The 14,723-nt window shown below is 33.9% G+C and carries 14 protein-coding genes; 9 read left to right on the top strand and 5 right to left on the bottom strand.

Annotation, left to right across the window (positions count from 1 at the left end; translation table 11 throughout):
* Positions 1-27: 27 nt before the first annotated feature.
* Together ACS3UD_RS00570 and ACS3UD_RS00575 are read left to right on the top strand one after the other, a co-directional pair.
* Positions 28-957: a helix-turn-helix transcriptional regulator gene (locus ACS3UD_RS00570; RefSeq protein WP_308138271.1), complete on the top strand. Its 930-nt coding sequence runs from the start codon at positions 28-30 to the stop codon at positions 955-957.
* 478 nt (positions 958-1,435) lie between these two features.
* Positions 1,436-2,293, top strand: coding sequence for a class I SAM-dependent methyltransferase (locus tag ACS3UD_RS00575; protein WP_308138270.1), 858 nt, complete (start codon positions 1,436-1,438; stop codon positions 2,291-2,293).
* A 236-nt stretch (positions 2,294-2,529) separates the two neighbouring features.
* Here the strand turns inward: ACS3UD_RS00575 and ACS3UD_RS00580 are convergent, their stop codons facing one another.
* From ACS3UD_RS00580 to aspS, 3 genes are all read right to left on the bottom strand, one after another.
* Positions 2,530-3,453, bottom strand: coding sequence for a hypothetical protein (locus ACS3UD_RS00580; protein ID WP_308138269.1), 924 nt, complete (start codon positions 3,451-3,453; stop codon positions 2,530-2,532).
* A gap of 350 nt (positions 3,454-3,803) precedes the next feature.
* On the bottom strand, positions 3,804-4,433 hold the full coding sequence (locus ACS3UD_RS00585) for a CatA-like O-acetyltransferase, family 2 (protein WP_308138268.1): 630 nt from the start codon (positions 4,431-4,433) through the stop codon (positions 3,804-3,806).
* A gap of 299 nt (positions 4,434-4,732) precedes the next feature.
* On the bottom strand, positions 4,733-5,689 hold the full coding sequence (gene aspS / locus ACS3UD_RS00590) for an aspartate--tRNA(Asn) ligase (protein ID WP_308138267.1): 957 nt from the start codon (positions 5,687-5,689) through the stop codon (positions 4,733-4,735).
* A 17-nt stretch (positions 5,690-5,706) separates the two neighbouring features.
* Here aspS and ACS3UD_RS00595 point away from each other — a divergent pair, with 17 nt between their 5' ends.
* The 7 genes from ACS3UD_RS00595 to ACS3UD_RS00625 all read left to right on the top strand — a co-directional run bounded on the left by ACS3UD_RS00595 (position 5,707) and on the right by ACS3UD_RS00625 (position 12,154).
* The gene (locus ACS3UD_RS00595; protein WP_308138266.1) at positions 5,707-6,207 is read left to right on the top strand and encodes a hypothetical protein; all 501 of its coding nucleotides are present in this window, start codon (positions 5,707-5,709) and stop codon (positions 6,205-6,207) included.
* 200 nt (positions 6,208-6,407) lie between these two features.
* Positions 6,408-6,959 carry a flavodoxin family protein gene (locus tag ACS3UD_RS00600; RefSeq protein WP_308138265.1) on the top strand — a complete coding sequence of 184 codons (552 nt, stop codon included), beginning with the start codon at positions 6,408-6,410 and terminating at the stop codon, positions 6,957-6,959.
* Between the two features lie 618 nt (positions 6,960-7,577).
* Complete coding sequence (locus ACS3UD_RS00605; protein ID WP_308138264.1) at positions 7,578-7,847, top strand: CD3324 family protein; 270 nt, start codon at positions 7,578-7,580, stop codon at positions 7,845-7,847.
* A 177-nt stretch (positions 7,848-8,024) separates the two neighbouring features.
* Positions 8,025-8,438 (top strand): RidA family protein, encoded by a 414-nt coding sequence (locus tag ACS3UD_RS00610; protein ID WP_308138263.1) that lies wholly within the window; start codon positions 8,025-8,027, stop codon positions 8,436-8,438.
* Positions 8,439-8,703: 265 nt separating this feature from the next.
* Positions 8,704-9,828, top strand: coding sequence for an aminotransferase class I/II-fold pyridoxal phosphate-dependent enzyme (locus tag ACS3UD_RS00615; RefSeq protein ID WP_308138262.1), 1,125 nt, complete (start codon positions 8,704-8,706; stop codon positions 9,826-9,828).
* A gap of 173 nt (positions 9,829-10,001) precedes the next feature.
* On the top strand, positions 10,002-11,462 hold the full coding sequence (locus tag ACS3UD_RS00620) for an aminotransferase-like domain-containing protein (protein ID WP_308138261.1): 1,461 nt from the start codon (positions 10,002-10,004) through the stop codon (positions 11,460-11,462).
* Positions 11,463-11,578: 116 nt separating this feature from the next.
* Positions 11,579-12,154: a GNAT family N-acetyltransferase gene (locus ACS3UD_RS00625; protein ID WP_308138260.1), complete on the top strand. Its 576-nt coding sequence runs from the start codon at positions 11,579-11,581 to the stop codon at positions 12,152-12,154.
* Positions 12,155-12,294: 140 nt separating this feature from the next.
* On the opposite strand, the gene ACS3UD_RS00630 is transcribed toward ACS3UD_RS00625, so the two are convergent.
* Both ACS3UD_RS00630 and ACS3UD_RS00635 read right to left on the bottom strand, forming a co-directional pair.
* Positions 12,295-12,750: a hypothetical protein gene (locus ACS3UD_RS00630; protein WP_308138259.1), complete on the bottom strand. Its 456-nt coding sequence runs from the start codon at positions 12,748-12,750 to the stop codon at positions 12,295-12,297.
* Between the two features lie 430 nt (positions 12,751-13,180).
* Entirely contained in the window at positions 13,181-14,713 is a 1,533-nt protein-coding gene (locus ACS3UD_RS00635; protein WP_308138258.1) for a histidine kinase, read from the bottom strand.
* Positions 14,714-14,723 lie beyond the last annotated feature (10 nt).

Genomic DNA, 14,723 nt, shown 5'->3' on the forward strand with positions numbered 1-14,723 from the left:
CAATTATAAAAGGAGAATATTGGTTCAATGAAAATAGACAGACTTGTTAGTATGATTATGATACTTCTCGATAAAGAACGGATAGGTGCACAGGAGTTAGCGGATATGTTTGAAGTTTCACCTCGCACAATTTACCGTGATATAGATACAATTAATATGGCAGGTATTCCTGTCCACTCCACATCGGGAGTGGGTGGAGGCTTTGAAATTATGCGAAACTATAAACTTGATAAAAAGGTTTTTTCGACTGCTGATCTTTCTGCTCTCTTAATGGGGCTTTCCAGCCTTTCAAACACAGTACGAGGTGATGAATTGGTAAATGCCCTTGCAAAAGTCAAGAGCTTTATCCCTGCCGATAAAGCGAAAGACATAGAATTAAAAGCAAATCAAATCCGTATAGATTTAAGCCCGTGGACAGGTAACAGAAATATTCAACCGTATTTGGAAATTATCAAAACAGCCTTACAGGAAAGCAGGTTGATTTCGTTCCAATACTCAGCTCACCACGGAAATAAAACTGCACGAGTAGTCGAGCCGTATCAGCTTGTATTGAAAAATAGTCATTGGTACTTACAAGGCTACTGCCATAAGAGGAGTGATTATCGCTTATTCAAACTATCTCGCATATCAAATCTACAAATAAAAGATGAATTTTTTATACCACGAGATTATCAGAAACCGATTTTAGAATTTTCGGATATTTTAGAAACAATGCAAACAAAAATTAAAATTCGCATTCATAAAGCAGTGATGGATAGGGTGCTTGATTATTGTGCTTATGAAGAATTTGCTCCAGATGGCGATGAGTATTACATTGTTGATTTCCCTTTTATAGAGAACGATTACTATTTTGATATTCTTCTTAGTTTTGGAAATAAATGCGAGTGTTTAGAGCCGTTATATATACGCACAGAAATGAAACGCAGAATACATGATATCGCTGTCTTGTACGAATAAACCACCGCCCTTATGCAAGGATACTCTGGACTATATTAGAAATGAAAAAACATCAAAATTGTGTTATATTTTTTGTAGTATAAAGGCTACATGGCATACAATATAAAGAAACTTAAAGAGAGTTAACTTTACAAAAGGTTGTTAACATGATATGATTTTGCCTAGGTAAAGTAAAAGGAGATGATTTATCCGGTTCATTGTAACAATTGAATGAATTGGAAACGAATATTTAAAACAACATTTTTAATCCAAATAAGTTATTTGAATCCACTAGTCTTTGGTTTATTTGTGATACGTTGTTTTAACTATTCTGAGTGATTATTTAGCGCCTCAGAATTTCTGAGGCGTTTTTTGTTTTTAAAAGTTTTTATTTTAGTTTTTCCTTTTGAGAGCAAACACAGAATAAATACTGTTTATTCTGAATTTATAACTTTACCTAAAATAAAACTAAACATTAAAATAAAGGAGAATTAATATTATGAAAATTATAGATAATAACAAAATTAATCTGTCAGTACTAAAAAATACAATTCAACAACCATATATCTTTGAAAAGGGAACTGATAAATTTTGGGAGGACGAATATGTTTCAGAGCAGATGCTGAATTTTCATTTGAACCCGGATATTGAGGCTGCCAGTAAGACAAAAGAAACTATTGATGCAGAAACAAGTTTCATAATTAAGTCAACGGATATGAAGGAAGGTAAAGATGTATTAGACTTGGGTTGTGGACCAGGACTTTATGTGAAGGAGTTTGCTAAAACTGGAGCAACAATTACAGGAATAGACATTTCTGAAAGGTCTATTAATTATGCAAATGAAAATATTAAAACAGAGTATGAGAAAACATTTTTCATTAGAAAGAACTATCTTGATATTAACTTCGAGAAATCTTTTGATATAGTAACACTGATTTTTTATGATTTTTGCGCACTTAGCACAAATGAGCAAGAACTATTGCTTTCAAAAATTCATAGAGCCTTAAGAGATAACGGGATTTTTATATTGGATGTTGTTACGGAAAAAAAAGAAACCTCAATTTTAACTAATGTTTCTGTGAGCGAAGGGGGATTCTGGAGTCCTAAACCTTATATAGAAATACTTAATACTTATTTGTATGAAGAACCAAAGACAGAGGGGTTGCAATATACAATTATTGATGAAGAGGGAATCACAAAGGTTATAAGAATTTATCATCGATTATTTAGTTTGACAGAGATTACAGAGATGCTTACGAAAAATGGTTTTAAAATTGAAAAGGTCTATAAAAATTTAAAAGGAGAATCATTGACCGAACATTCAGATACATTTGGCATTATAGTTCGCAAAGTATAGGGTCATTTTCAAAGGTTACTACGGAAAGGTTACTACGGATAGATATTTCAAATAAATTTATTTAATGAAATATCTATTTAAAAACCGTTTACCATCCTTATGCAAGGATACTCTGGACGATACTTAGATTATAGGCAAAGCAAGAGCCAATGCACCGACAAAAGTGCATTGGCTCAATTTCATAATTAGTTAGATTAGCTTTAGTAGAACCGAGTTGGGCTCACTGAGGGGTTTGCTCATTTTGTGTGAATAGGTAGATGAAAATCCAATCTATCAAACTTCCTCAATATATCCAAATTGGATGTAATATTATGAGTACCCCAATAATAATTTCCGATTGCTTGCTCAGCGACACACCATCGTTTGCCATCTGGATGTGGGTTATTCTGTTCAAATGCGTTTAATTCTTCCTCTGGTGTTAATTGAATCTCATTTGTATTTTGCAGTGTATCAATAATCGAATCCAGATTTATATCCACAACTTGTTTAAGTTCTGGATAATACTTACTATTTGGCGAACCTACAAAGTACACAGGCAATGGCAGCCAAAAGGGCCATATTGCAGGGTCAAAGGACTGTATTTCCAACGATACAGGGTCATAATCCGGGACGCCATTAAGTAAAAATTGCCCATTCAACTTATACTTGTCTTTTAAAACCACTGCCTTGAGATAGATATCACTGCTTTTGTCTGCATATTTGAGTATAAAGCTTGAAAGGCGCTTGGTTACTCCAATATCAGCTTCCGTGGCTTTATTTGGGTCGAAATGAAACCATGGCAAATGTGCGAAATCATTGTTGCTGGGGATTCCTTGCATTCCCACCCAGCCGTCTTCCAACAAGTATATACCAGAAGCAAGGTATTTAATGATACCCATAATAATCGTATCTTTTGTACAGCTAACATAATCGCCTGTCGTGTCCAAATAATCTAATGCTATGCATACCGTATATGGGGAAGAATTAGGGTTCCAGTTATTGCACTCAATGTTGTATCCAAAACCCCCATCCTCATTTTGATAGCTGGACAGAACCGAAAGGAAATCCTCACAGCTCCCGTGCTCAAAAAGATATTTCCACTTGGTAAAGTCAAGCGGCCTTGCGTTGCGATAAACCAGTTTTCTTAATCTTATAAAATGATCTATAGATAATTTTTGCAAGATAATCCCCCCATATATTATATAAATTCGCTCCCAGAGCGTTAAATGTCTCTACTACCTTTTCAAAAATATTTTATTCGGTAGGATATATAAGAAGTTTACCATAGTAAAGCAGGTTTTTCAACGGAGTAGATGTGAACAATTGAAATGGCAGCGCTATGAAAACTAAAAACCGCTCACCATCTATTTGCAAGAATACTCTGCGCTATTTTGGGTATGAGGTAAAGCAAGAGCCGTTGCATCAAGATAAAGATGCAACAGCTCAATTTCTGTTTAGTAAGATTAGCTTTAGTGGGGTTGATTTTTTTAATTTCCGTGCAATGCTCATAATCTTACCGAAAAACGGTAATTTATCTATACTTCATTCCGTTGATTTCGTTTTGCAAAAATTCTAGAAATTGTGCGGCAGGAGCTCCATCCATTTGTGTATGATGAAATTGAAAAGATATCGGCAGCGTTGCTTTGAACAACTTTTTGCGAAACTTTCCCCATATCATGAAAGGATTATTATAAAATCCAGCGTAGATATTTACAGCACCGTCAATTTCATATCCGGCAAGCGCTGAGGTTCCAATTACCATATAATCTCCCCCAAGATTGTGCGTTTCACAGCTATCGTGAACTTGCTTTGTCAGTTCAAAATAATCTTTATTGAATTTTTCAAGTTTGTCTGAGAAAGGAATATCACATGTATTGATATTATTATCTTTAGTGGTAACGACTGTGTTGATTGCAAGGCGGTCATATTGCATCAGTTTGTCGCCAACAGGCAGCACATAGAATTCTTCTGTTTTAGAAGCCGCCTTGCCAATACACCAGCACATCAGCATATTGAATTTATAACCGTATCTACGGCTTGCTTTTATAAGTGGCATTATATCTAATGTCTTGATAAGAGTCACCATTGGCATTGGCGCATTCATCCATAGTTCGAATGCCACGGCACGCTTTGTTTTCTTTGGATCTATTTCTTTAACCATAATATATCCTCACTTTCAAATTACGAGTTACCGTTCTGTCGCAAAATATAAAATAGTCGTACCCGACTTTTTTGATGTTACTACTATTTCTAAAAACTTTTATGTTGTAGCTTTTATTAACTAATATACCATAATTTGTCCATCAGTTACAAGGAAACATTTCACCATCCTTTTGCAAGGATACTCTGGACGATTTTGGGTATGTAGCACAAAAGGGATACCAAGCCAAATAAATGGTTTGGTATCCATAAGTAAAATTAGCTTTAGTAGAACCAATTTAGGCTTACTAAGGTGTTTGCTTAAGGTGTCAATCTATTTATATCTCTCGGAAACATCGTTGAAAGTCTAATATTTTGGAAGCCAAGAAGCTTACCTGTTAATCGTTCAAGACCTAATCCGAGTCCACCATGTGGAGGTAACCCATACTTATGAGCCATCAAGAAATCGCCAAACTCTTCGACATTTATACCACGCTTTTTCATTTTTTCTACTTGCATATTGTAGTCGTTAATACGCTGTCCGCCTGTTGTTATTTCCATACCTCTAAACAACAAGTCAAAAGATTCGGTAACATTATGATTGTCTTTGCTGTCCATAGCATAAAACGGACGTTTTGAAGATTTATAGTGCGTTACAAATACAAAATCACAATTTGTTTGCTTTTTGATAATTTTACAAAGTAGCTTTTCTTCTTCAGGTTCAAAGTCTTCCCAGTCGGTAATTTCTCGATTATAAGTCTTTGAAATAAGCTCCTTCGCCTCCAAAAACTTAATCGATGGGATTTCTGTAATAACTGGAATATTCGCTTTTAACAATGAGATTTCCTCTGCATAATTATTCTTTAGAAACTCAAAAGTATATGCAAGCATTTTCGTTTCCATATGGCAAATATCATAAAAACTTTCGATAAATCCCATTTCAAAGTCGATGCTTGTGTATTCATTTATATGGCGAGATGTGTCGTGTTTTTCCGCACGAAACACAGGTGCAATTTCGTAAACACGCTCAAAAACACCTACCGTTATTTGCTTGTAAAACTGTGGGCTTTGTGCCAAAAATGCCTGTTTTCCAAAATAGTCAAGTGAAAAGATGTTGGCACCACCTTCAGCACCACTGTAAACAATCTTTGGTGTATGTATCTCTGTAAAATTGTTCTCGTCTAAGAATGCTCGAACACCCTTACAAATACCTGCTTGCAACTTGAAGATTGCTCGTTCTCTTGCATTGCGAAGTGTAATAGGTCGGTAGTCAAGCAAGGTTTGGCTTAATCACAGTGCCGGAAAATTATACACTGACGCAGGTGCGTGAGGGTGTACAGGATGGAGAAAATGTTTTTGTTTTTCGCTATACAAAGAGTGATAATACCGAGCTTCTTGGTGAGCATTTCTCTTTCACCGTTATGGAAAAAAACAATCGACTGCTTGGTGTAACTTGGATGGATAAGCAATTTGAAAAGGGTACAAAGCTTCCATCAAAAGAGGAAACAACGAAAATTGCCAAGGAATACCTTGCGAAAGTTGAGCCAGACTTATGGGGTAAGCTCAAGAATTTGTGGATTGATCTTCACGATGAAACAATCATAGTGGACGGGAAGAATGTCATTGTAACAGGAATGAAATACAAGTGCTTTATCCCAACGGAAGATACCTATGCATGGGTTATTGTCGGACTGGACGGCAAGGTTATCACCTTTGAGCGTGGCATTGTTTGGCAAGGCGGTCGTGTTTCTGAAAAGTGGCTGCATGACGCATGGCTGAAAGAAGGTTCACATTGAGTGGTATCGTTTTATACATTCGTGTTATTTGCCGGAGCAAGTATCTGCCTGATTTTAGTGACTGATATTTTGAAGTAAGGCAACTACTCATTGACTTTTTTCTCATTGGTTCTTTGCTTGCGTGAGCTCTTTTGGCTTCATTCCTTATCCGTGATGTTAAGGATTTTGAACAGGCATGACAAGATTAGGAGGTGAAAATCGTGTCAAAGAATATTCTTGTGTTGACAGGAAGTGCCAAGAACGCTGGAAACAGCGACCAAATGGCAGATGCCTTTATTTTAGGGGCGGAAAAAGCAGGTCACACAGCAGTAAAATATAAAACGGCTGAAAAAACGATTGGAGGGTGTAAAGCGTGTAAAGCTTGTTTTCAAAACGGGAAGGCTTGTGTTTTTGATGATGATTTTAATGAACTTGCCTCGCTATTGGAACAGGCTGACGTTCTTGTTTTTGCAACTCCTGTGTATTGTGCTTCTTTTCCTGCACAGCTCAAAGCAGCCATTGATAAGATGTATGCCTTTTACATTGGAAAGCGTCCACTAAAAATTAAGGAATGTATTCTCCTTGCCTGTGGCGATGGAGAGGGCGGACCGGATAGTTACGATGGATTGATTCGCTCTTATGAGCTAATCGCCCGATACCGTAGTTGGTCTGATAGAGGGCAGATTCTCATTTCTGGCGTGAAGGAAAAAGGCGATATATTGAGCACTGACGGACTGCAGAAAGCAGAAGCACTTGGCAGAAGCTTGATTTAATCTCGTTGGTAGCAATGGACTTGTCCGATTCAATCGCACTGACTTATAAATAAAAATCGTTGTTGCGGTGGCTGTATAGTTATGTGCTAAAAGTAAGTAGCTGAACGGCGGTTTTGAAAAATCAAAACTGCCGTTCTCTGTATATTGGAGGGCTTAGTTAAATTCGCCCTTTTTTAGGACCCGGTGGTATCAAGGGAGGTATCGCCGTGTCTATTTTAAATTGTCATGTTTCACGTATAGCTTATGTGTAAAAAAAGTTCACATCCCCCAACGGGATATTACTATAATAAATATGTTATTTAAGTAAGGCAGGAGAAGAATGGTAAAATTAGGTTGATAAATCAATGGTTGACCTATATACTATAGATGAACACCGGTAATTGAATTGAGTATCGTCTTAATCAAGAATGTAGTTCATTTAATACAAATAGGGAGTGTGATATCATGAATATTAATCTCATGGATAGAAAGATGATTAAAATGCCCTGCGCAAAGTCTGTAGGTATGAATTTGGGCGACAATTTGCACAGGGATAGATATTTAGTCGCTTTTGATAAATAAATTCATATATAGGCTTTGTTTCCTTAATTAAATAATAAATTTAAGGAAGTGAGCTTTATGAAATATATAAGAGTTGATAGAATATTACCAGATGATTTAGTTAAAGAAATTCAAAAGTATATCCAAGGTGAATATATATACATACCTTCTATTCCTGAAAAGAGAAAAAGATGGGGTGAAAAATCTAAAAGCCGAGATTATCTAAAAGCCAGAAATGAAAAGATTTTAAACCAATATATAGCTGGGCAATCAATTAGCAATTTAGCTGAAGAATTCTTTCTTTCAGATAGTAGTATTAAGAAAATTGTATATAAAAAAGATAAGTAGATAAAAGCTACCACTCTTGTAATGTGTGGTAGCTTTTGTGTAAAAGATGATATAGAAATGATTATTATCTTTCTTATAAATTGTAGAAGCCTTAAAATGATATTGAAGATAAAATTCATTTAAAAATGGAATTTGTAATTCTTCTCATAGATATTATAACAAAAGGAGAGAATTAAAGTGAATAAAAAAATATCATTAATTCATTCTACAAATTTAGCTCCAGTAGATTATGCTTATGCTGGACGTGTACCTTCAGGAATGGACTTATTATTTTTGGCGGGTGCATGTCCCATTAATAAAAACGGAGAAGTACCCGACTTGAGCGATTATGAGCTTCAGGCAAAGCTTTGTGTAGAGAATTTAAAGGAAGCACTGAAGGACTGTGGGGCTACTTTAGAAGACGTAGTATATACCAGAGTTCTTGTAGCATCTCACGATCAGTCGGATTTGGTAACTGCATGGGAAACAATAAGAAAAAAATTTGGTAATCATGATGTTCCAAGCATCTTATCTGGAGTTACAGTATTAGGATATACAAATCAATTGGTAGAAATTGAAGCAGTAGCAGCAGTAGTAAATAATACAAAATGATTTAGGTATAGAGTTGAATTAATTTACATCATTCTTATTAGATGTAGCACGTAGATAAGTTAATAATATTTAAAGTACCGTATTATTCAGAAATTAATTGTACGGTATTTTTTATGGTCAAGTATTTATTGAAATTCATAAACAAAACATTGGTTGGTTTTATTTTTTTATTTGGTTGTATTTTCTATGGAAGAAACATGTTAGTATATAGATAAATAGTAAAGGATACGCAATAAAAAAACATTTTAAAACGGAGGAATGAAAAATGAAAATTAATGATTTTAAACTTGAATGTTATTTTGGGCTTTATGAGTTTACTGCACCTTATTTGCTAACTCAATCAGACTGTGAATCTATGACTACTAAGGAATTACTTTCTATGGAACCTGGTGCCGAGGAAGCGTATTTAAATCAATGGCTAGGATATACGGAGACATGGGGAGATCCAGAGCTAAGACAATTAATTGCTAAATTATATAAGGATATGACTGCAGATGATGTACTAGTTTTTCACGGTGCTCAAGAGGCTATTTTTGGATATATGAATGTAATGCTTAATGAAGGTGATCATATGATTGCCATGTATCCAAACTATCAGTCTGCGTATGAAGTAGCAAATTCAATTCCAGACTGTGAATTTTCCATGTGGTATATAAAGGATAACGGTACAAAATGGGTTATGGATTTTGATGCTCTTGAAGCATTAATAAAACCAAATACAAAAGTAATTGCCGTTAATTCTCCAAATAATCCAACCGGATATACTTTTACAAATGCTGAAATAAAGCAATTATGTGAAATTTGCAGAAAACACGATATCTATCTATTCTCAGATGAAGTATATAAAGGACTTGAAATGGATGGTGAGAAGAGAGACTGGATGGCTGACCATTATGATAAATGTGTGTCACTAGGAGTAATGTCTAAGTCATACGGACTTGCTGGGCTTAGAGTAGGATGGCTGGTAACAAAAGATCACGAAACCTTAGAAAAGGTTGTTAAATTTAAACACTATACGAGTATTTGTGATTCAGCTCCATCTGAATTCTTATCAAAAGTTGCACTTAAGCATAGTGATGAACTATTGGAAAGAAGCACCAATATTATTAGAGATAATTTAAAGTTAGTTGATGAATTCTTTGATAGATATCCAAGTTTATTTGAGAAAAAAGCAATAACAGCTGGCCCGGTTGCATACCATAAGCTTTTGATTGATATGCCTGTTAAAGATTTTTGTCAGCTTGCTGTTGATAAAAAGGGAGTATTGTTATTGCCTTCCGATATTTATGGCATGGATGATCAATATTTCAGAATGGGGTACGGGCGTAGGAGTGTCCCGGAAAGTTTAGCTAAATTTGAAGAATTCTTAATCGAAGAAAAATTTGTTTAATAATTACTTGGCCAAGCTTATTTGGTCATAAGGAAGTATCAATGATATCATTCAAGAGAAAAAACGGGAAGATATTTTAAAATAGCGATGCATATCGTATTAGAACAGGAAAAGAAAAGATAAAAGTTAGCGGTTACTCTTGCTACTGGTGAAATCAATATTTAGGAGTAGAGATGAATAAAATAGTTACAGTGGATTGGCTTCCGGATAAAAAATCTAAAGAACCGGTTTATCAGCAAATAGTGAATTATATATCTAAAAAGATATCAAATGGAGATTGGGCTATTGGATATTACTTACCTCCTCAGAGAGTGCTTGCAGAAAAATTAAAAGTAAACAGAAGCACAATATCGATTGCCTTAGACATTTTAAAGTCCTATGGAATAATCGAGGGAAAAAGTGGTAAAGGAACTGCTATCATAAGTAACACCTGGTCAATAATGATTTCATCAAACGAAGCGAATTGGGGAAGCTACGTGAAATCAGGATTCTTTAAGGAGAACCTTCCTACAATTCAATTAATTAATAAACTAGAATTTGTAGAGGGGATAACCAGATTAGGAACTGGCGAAATGTCTCCAAAATTATTTCCTAAGGAAGCTATAACGAAAGCCATGAATTCACTTACACCAAAGATGAGCAATTTAAGCTATTTAGGTCCTTTAGGTTTAGATGAATTAAGAGAAACCTTATCATACAGATTAAAATCCTTTGGAATAAATGCAAGTCCTTCTAATATCTTAATTACATCTGGTTCTCTTCAAGCTTTACAGTTAATATCTATTAGCATGCTTAAGCCTAATTCGAAGATATTTTGTGAAATTCCGTCATATATTAATTCATTGCAGGTTTTTCAATCTGCTGGAATGAGGCTTGAAGGAATTACAATGGATAGTGAAGGTTTGCAATACTGGAATATGGGTGAAGACATGAAATGTGGCGATGCTTCTTCTTTACTGTACACTATTCCAACCCATCATAATCCTACTGGCATCGTAATGTCAGAGCAAAGAAGAAAAGAAGTTTATAAATTCTGCAGCAGAAATGCAATTCCAATAATTGAAGACGATGCATATTGTGAATTATATCATGGAGAAAAACCACCTAAATCTATAAAAGCAATGGATGTATCTGGATCTGTATTATATCTTGGCACAGCATCCAAATCTTTAGCACCAGGCCTAAGGATAGGCTGGGTTGTAGGCCCAGAATCAATAATCGAAAGGCTTGGGGATGTGAAGATGCAGTCAGATTATGGTGCAAGTTCATTGTCCCAAATGGTTTTGAATGAAGTATTAATCAATGGCTCATATGATGAATTCCTAATTCAATTTAGAACGATTTTGGTTAGAAGAAAGAATAGGATGCTTGAGGCATTAAATCAATATTTCAAAGATATTGCGAAATGGAATAATCCTACCGGAGGGTATTATATTTGGCTTGACTTTATAGACGAGGTTCCAGTAGAGAAACTGTTTAATGAGGCACTTAATAAGGGGTTGCTGTTGAACACCGGCAATATATATCACGTAAGCAAGACAAATTCTTTAAGACTTTCATTTGCATATGTTGATGAAGAATTAATAAATCAATCAATAAAAGAGCTCTCAAGGATTGTAAGAAGCTTAGTTTAAATATATAAAAAAGGTCTTGCAGATTTTATAAAATAATACAATAATTTAAATAAAGAGAATTACATAATAAATAAGCTGAAAATAGTATTAATATTAAAGAAAGGCAGAGAAAAGCTATGATAAATACCGAACGCCTCTCAATTGTGGAAGCAGTTGAATCGGAAATTGCTACTATTATTGACATTGAAAGTCATAAGGATAATCGGAACTTTCTTTGGATTGGCACTTATGAGGAACATAAAGCCGAGATTGAAGACATTAACCACCTATTGCTTGTCTTTAAATGTAAAAATGATCATGTTATTGTAGGATATGCACTTATAAGATTGGATTTCAAGTCTGAAATTTTTGAGCTAAGGAGAATTGCTATCTCCGATAAAGGAAAGGGTTATGGTAAAGAGGCAATGCTAGCACTTTTAAAATATGCATTTAAAGAAAAGAACATGAATCGTTTCTGGCTTGACGTATATCCAGATAATATTATCGGAATAAAACTTTACGAAGGACTTGGAATGCATTGCGATGGAGTGCTAAGACAAAACTATAAATCGGAAAGAGGTTATCTCGACCAAATTATATACTCTATGTTGAAAAGTGAATATTTCCTAACATTTGGATCGGTTCAGTTACGCCATGAGCCAGAGGGGACGGTTTTCACTGACATAAATACAAACGTCATTTCCGGGTCATAAATTGCTGATGTATAGATCCATGCAGCATGTTAGATTAAGCAAAAGCCAATGAGAGAGAAATGGTGCCTATCTTGAACTCTCTCATTTTTAATTGTTGTAAACTTCATCAATCTGAAAGCCGAGATTTGCTTTTGTAAGGCTTATTTTGTTATTTCGTAATCTAAATTGTGTTTATTAAATTCATTTAGTATTTTGTCATGAACATTTGTTGAGTATACATGTGTTACAATTTTAGAATTAGAAGTGTTAAAATAGCTAATTTCCATCTTGTCAGTAATTTTTATTCGTGCTTTCTTTATATCGTTCCATTTATAAAGTTCTTTCCCACGGGCAACAACAATTAATCCTCTGTCAGAAACACCCTGCTTTGACCAATCAGCAATCAGCAGAACTACCCCAACACATCCCAATATGTAATGTGTTATGTTTTTTGCAAAAATAACTGTAATAATGACAATAACAAGGATTCCCGCTAAAAGTATCAATACTCCCATTAAGTTCTTTTGGGTTTTGATTTTTAAGTCTTTTATATATAACAATTCCTTTATTAAAACTGTAATAATAAGAAACACTGTAATATAATATACAAAATTCACTATACAAACTCCTTTCGAAAAATATAAATTCTCTCTGTGACTGTAAAAATTAATCGCTATTACTTCAAAAATATTTTGATTGGCAGCATATATAGAAAATTTTATCACACAAAAGTTTGATTTTCAATTGTGAACATATCTGTTTTGCTTTCGAACAGTGTTCAAAGACAGAAAGATGATCAATACCTGTACGGAAATGGAAGAATTCAATAATTACTACAAAAATGGCCAAGATCATTATGGAGCATAAATTGAGCCAATAAAAACTTTGTATAAACAGGCACAAAACAACTCCTTCTTGGAAAAGATGCAAATGTAAAAATTTACATACAAATTAAGAAGGAGTAATTTTGTGTCGAAAGTAGCTTTTAAGAGAGCTATACTTTATATCCACATTTAATTAGTTGGTGATATTTCTATGATTTATTATTTACATATTATTAAGGTGGATGGAATTAATTGTTGGAATTTTAATTGTAACTGTGGACCCCTTATTATAAACAGATGTAAAGTTAAAATCATACGCCGAGTCATAATGAAATTCAAGGTTTGCCTTTATCATTCGTAAGCCATTGCTCTTATTAATATCATGGTTATAAGCTGTCAAGGGCTCTTGCAGTATTTTATTAATATAATTTAGCTTTTTATCGTTAACTCCTTTGCCGTTATCATTAACGACAATTTTCAAATATTCATTTTGTTTATTAATTGAAATATTTAATAAGAAATTAGAATTTTTATCATATTTCTCAAATGCATATTTGAAAGAATTCTCTATAATAGGCTGTAAGCAGTTAGATGGGATAGATTCATCTAAGGCTGAATCATCAATATCATAGATTGTTTTTACTTCTTTACTCAAGTTGACCTGTAATAAACTAACATAACTTTTTATAAACTCTAATTCTTCTTTAATAGTTATATATGTTTGGTTTGTCCTACTATTGTATCGTAACAACTTTGACAAATCAATAATAGCCTGATAAGTGTTTATTGAACCTTCTTCGACTGCTAATGCTCCGATGGAATTTAATATGTTAAAAAGAAAATGTGTCGTTATGCAGTTATTTAAAAATGATTTTTCATGAAAGCGTAATGTCTCTTCTAAATGAACTTTTTCTTTTGATAGATTGTCAACTAACTTTTTGTTTACGCTAAATTCAGTATTCCTATTTTTAAAGACAAGATAGTCTAGTATTTCTTTTCCCAATGCACCTATACTATAGCGCATGGCATTAATGCGGCTTAATGGTATGTTGTATTTAATATCATTTGAAGAAAGAAGTATATGCCCAGCTTTTATAAAACCACAAAGTCTATTCATATAAATTAAAGGTTGGTTTACAACTAATACACCATTTTTACAGATGTCTGCATAAGAAGAGTTATAATGATTAGATTCGAAATTCTTCATATTATAGAGTTCACAATTTTCTATATTCTGGTCAATACTGCAACATTTTTTACATGTTTCAGGGAAATTATGCGCTAAAACAATGCAGTCCCCATTGTAGTTAAAAATTGATATAGGTACTCCTTGGGCAATCAATGCAGATTCATGCATTTTCTTAATTACAGGATCATCAGATATTCCTTGAATCCAACAATTATCGAAATGAGAACAAGAATAATCATAATCAAACTTACTTCTTAAATCATAATATGCTGAAGTAGATATAATAATTCCTTCTAACATTTCATCTGAAATATTATTAATTTCATGAGATTGACCTATGTTGATGTGATAAGTTTCGCCAGGGTGTATTTTAGTTAATTTATTATCAATAAATTGTACACCACATCCTCGAGTTATATAGAAAACCTGATTGTCACCAAAATGTATATGCCTTTTCATTTTTAAGTATGGTAATAGTTTAACGACACCAATACTAATATATTTAGTTGGGGATGGTTCATTAAGCCATTCTATTTCACCCCACTCAAATTTTTGAATGTTATTCATATTATTTTCC

The organism is Sedimentibacter sp. LTW-03 (assembly GCF_052059825.1).
Classification (GTDB): Bacteria; Bacillota; Clostridia; order Tissierellales; family Sedimentibacteraceae; genus Sedimentibacter.

Coding starts and splice junctions, on each gene's coding strand:
- ACS3UD_RS00570 (WP_308138271.1), top strand. CDS start 28: ATGAAAATAGACAGACTTGTTAGTATGATTATGATACTTCTCGATAAA.
- ACS3UD_RS00575 (WP_308138270.1), top strand. CDS start 1,436: ATGAAAATTATAGATAATAACAAAATTAATCTGTCAGTACTAAAAAAT.
- ACS3UD_RS00585 (WP_308138268.1), bottom strand. CDS start 4,433: ATGGTTAAAGAAATAGATCCAAAGAAAACAAAGCGTGCCGTGGCATTC.
- ACS3UD_RS00605 (WP_308138264.1), top strand. CDS start 7,578: ATGAAATATATAAGAGTTGATAGAATATTACCAGATGATTTAGTTAAA.
- ACS3UD_RS00615 (WP_308138262.1), top strand. CDS start 8,704: ATGAAAATTAATGATTTTAAACTTGAATGTTATTTTGGGCTTTATGAG.
- ACS3UD_RS00620 (WP_308138261.1), top strand. CDS start 10,002: ATGAATAAAATAGTTACAGTGGATTGGCTTCCGGATAAAAAATCTAAA.
- ACS3UD_RS00625 (WP_308138260.1), top strand. CDS start 11,579: ATGATAAATACCGAACGCCTCTCAATTGTGGAAGCAGTTGAATCGGAA.
- ACS3UD_RS00635 (WP_308138258.1), bottom strand. CDS start 14,713: ATGAATAACATTCAAAAATTTGAGTGGGGTGAAATAGAATGGCTTAAT.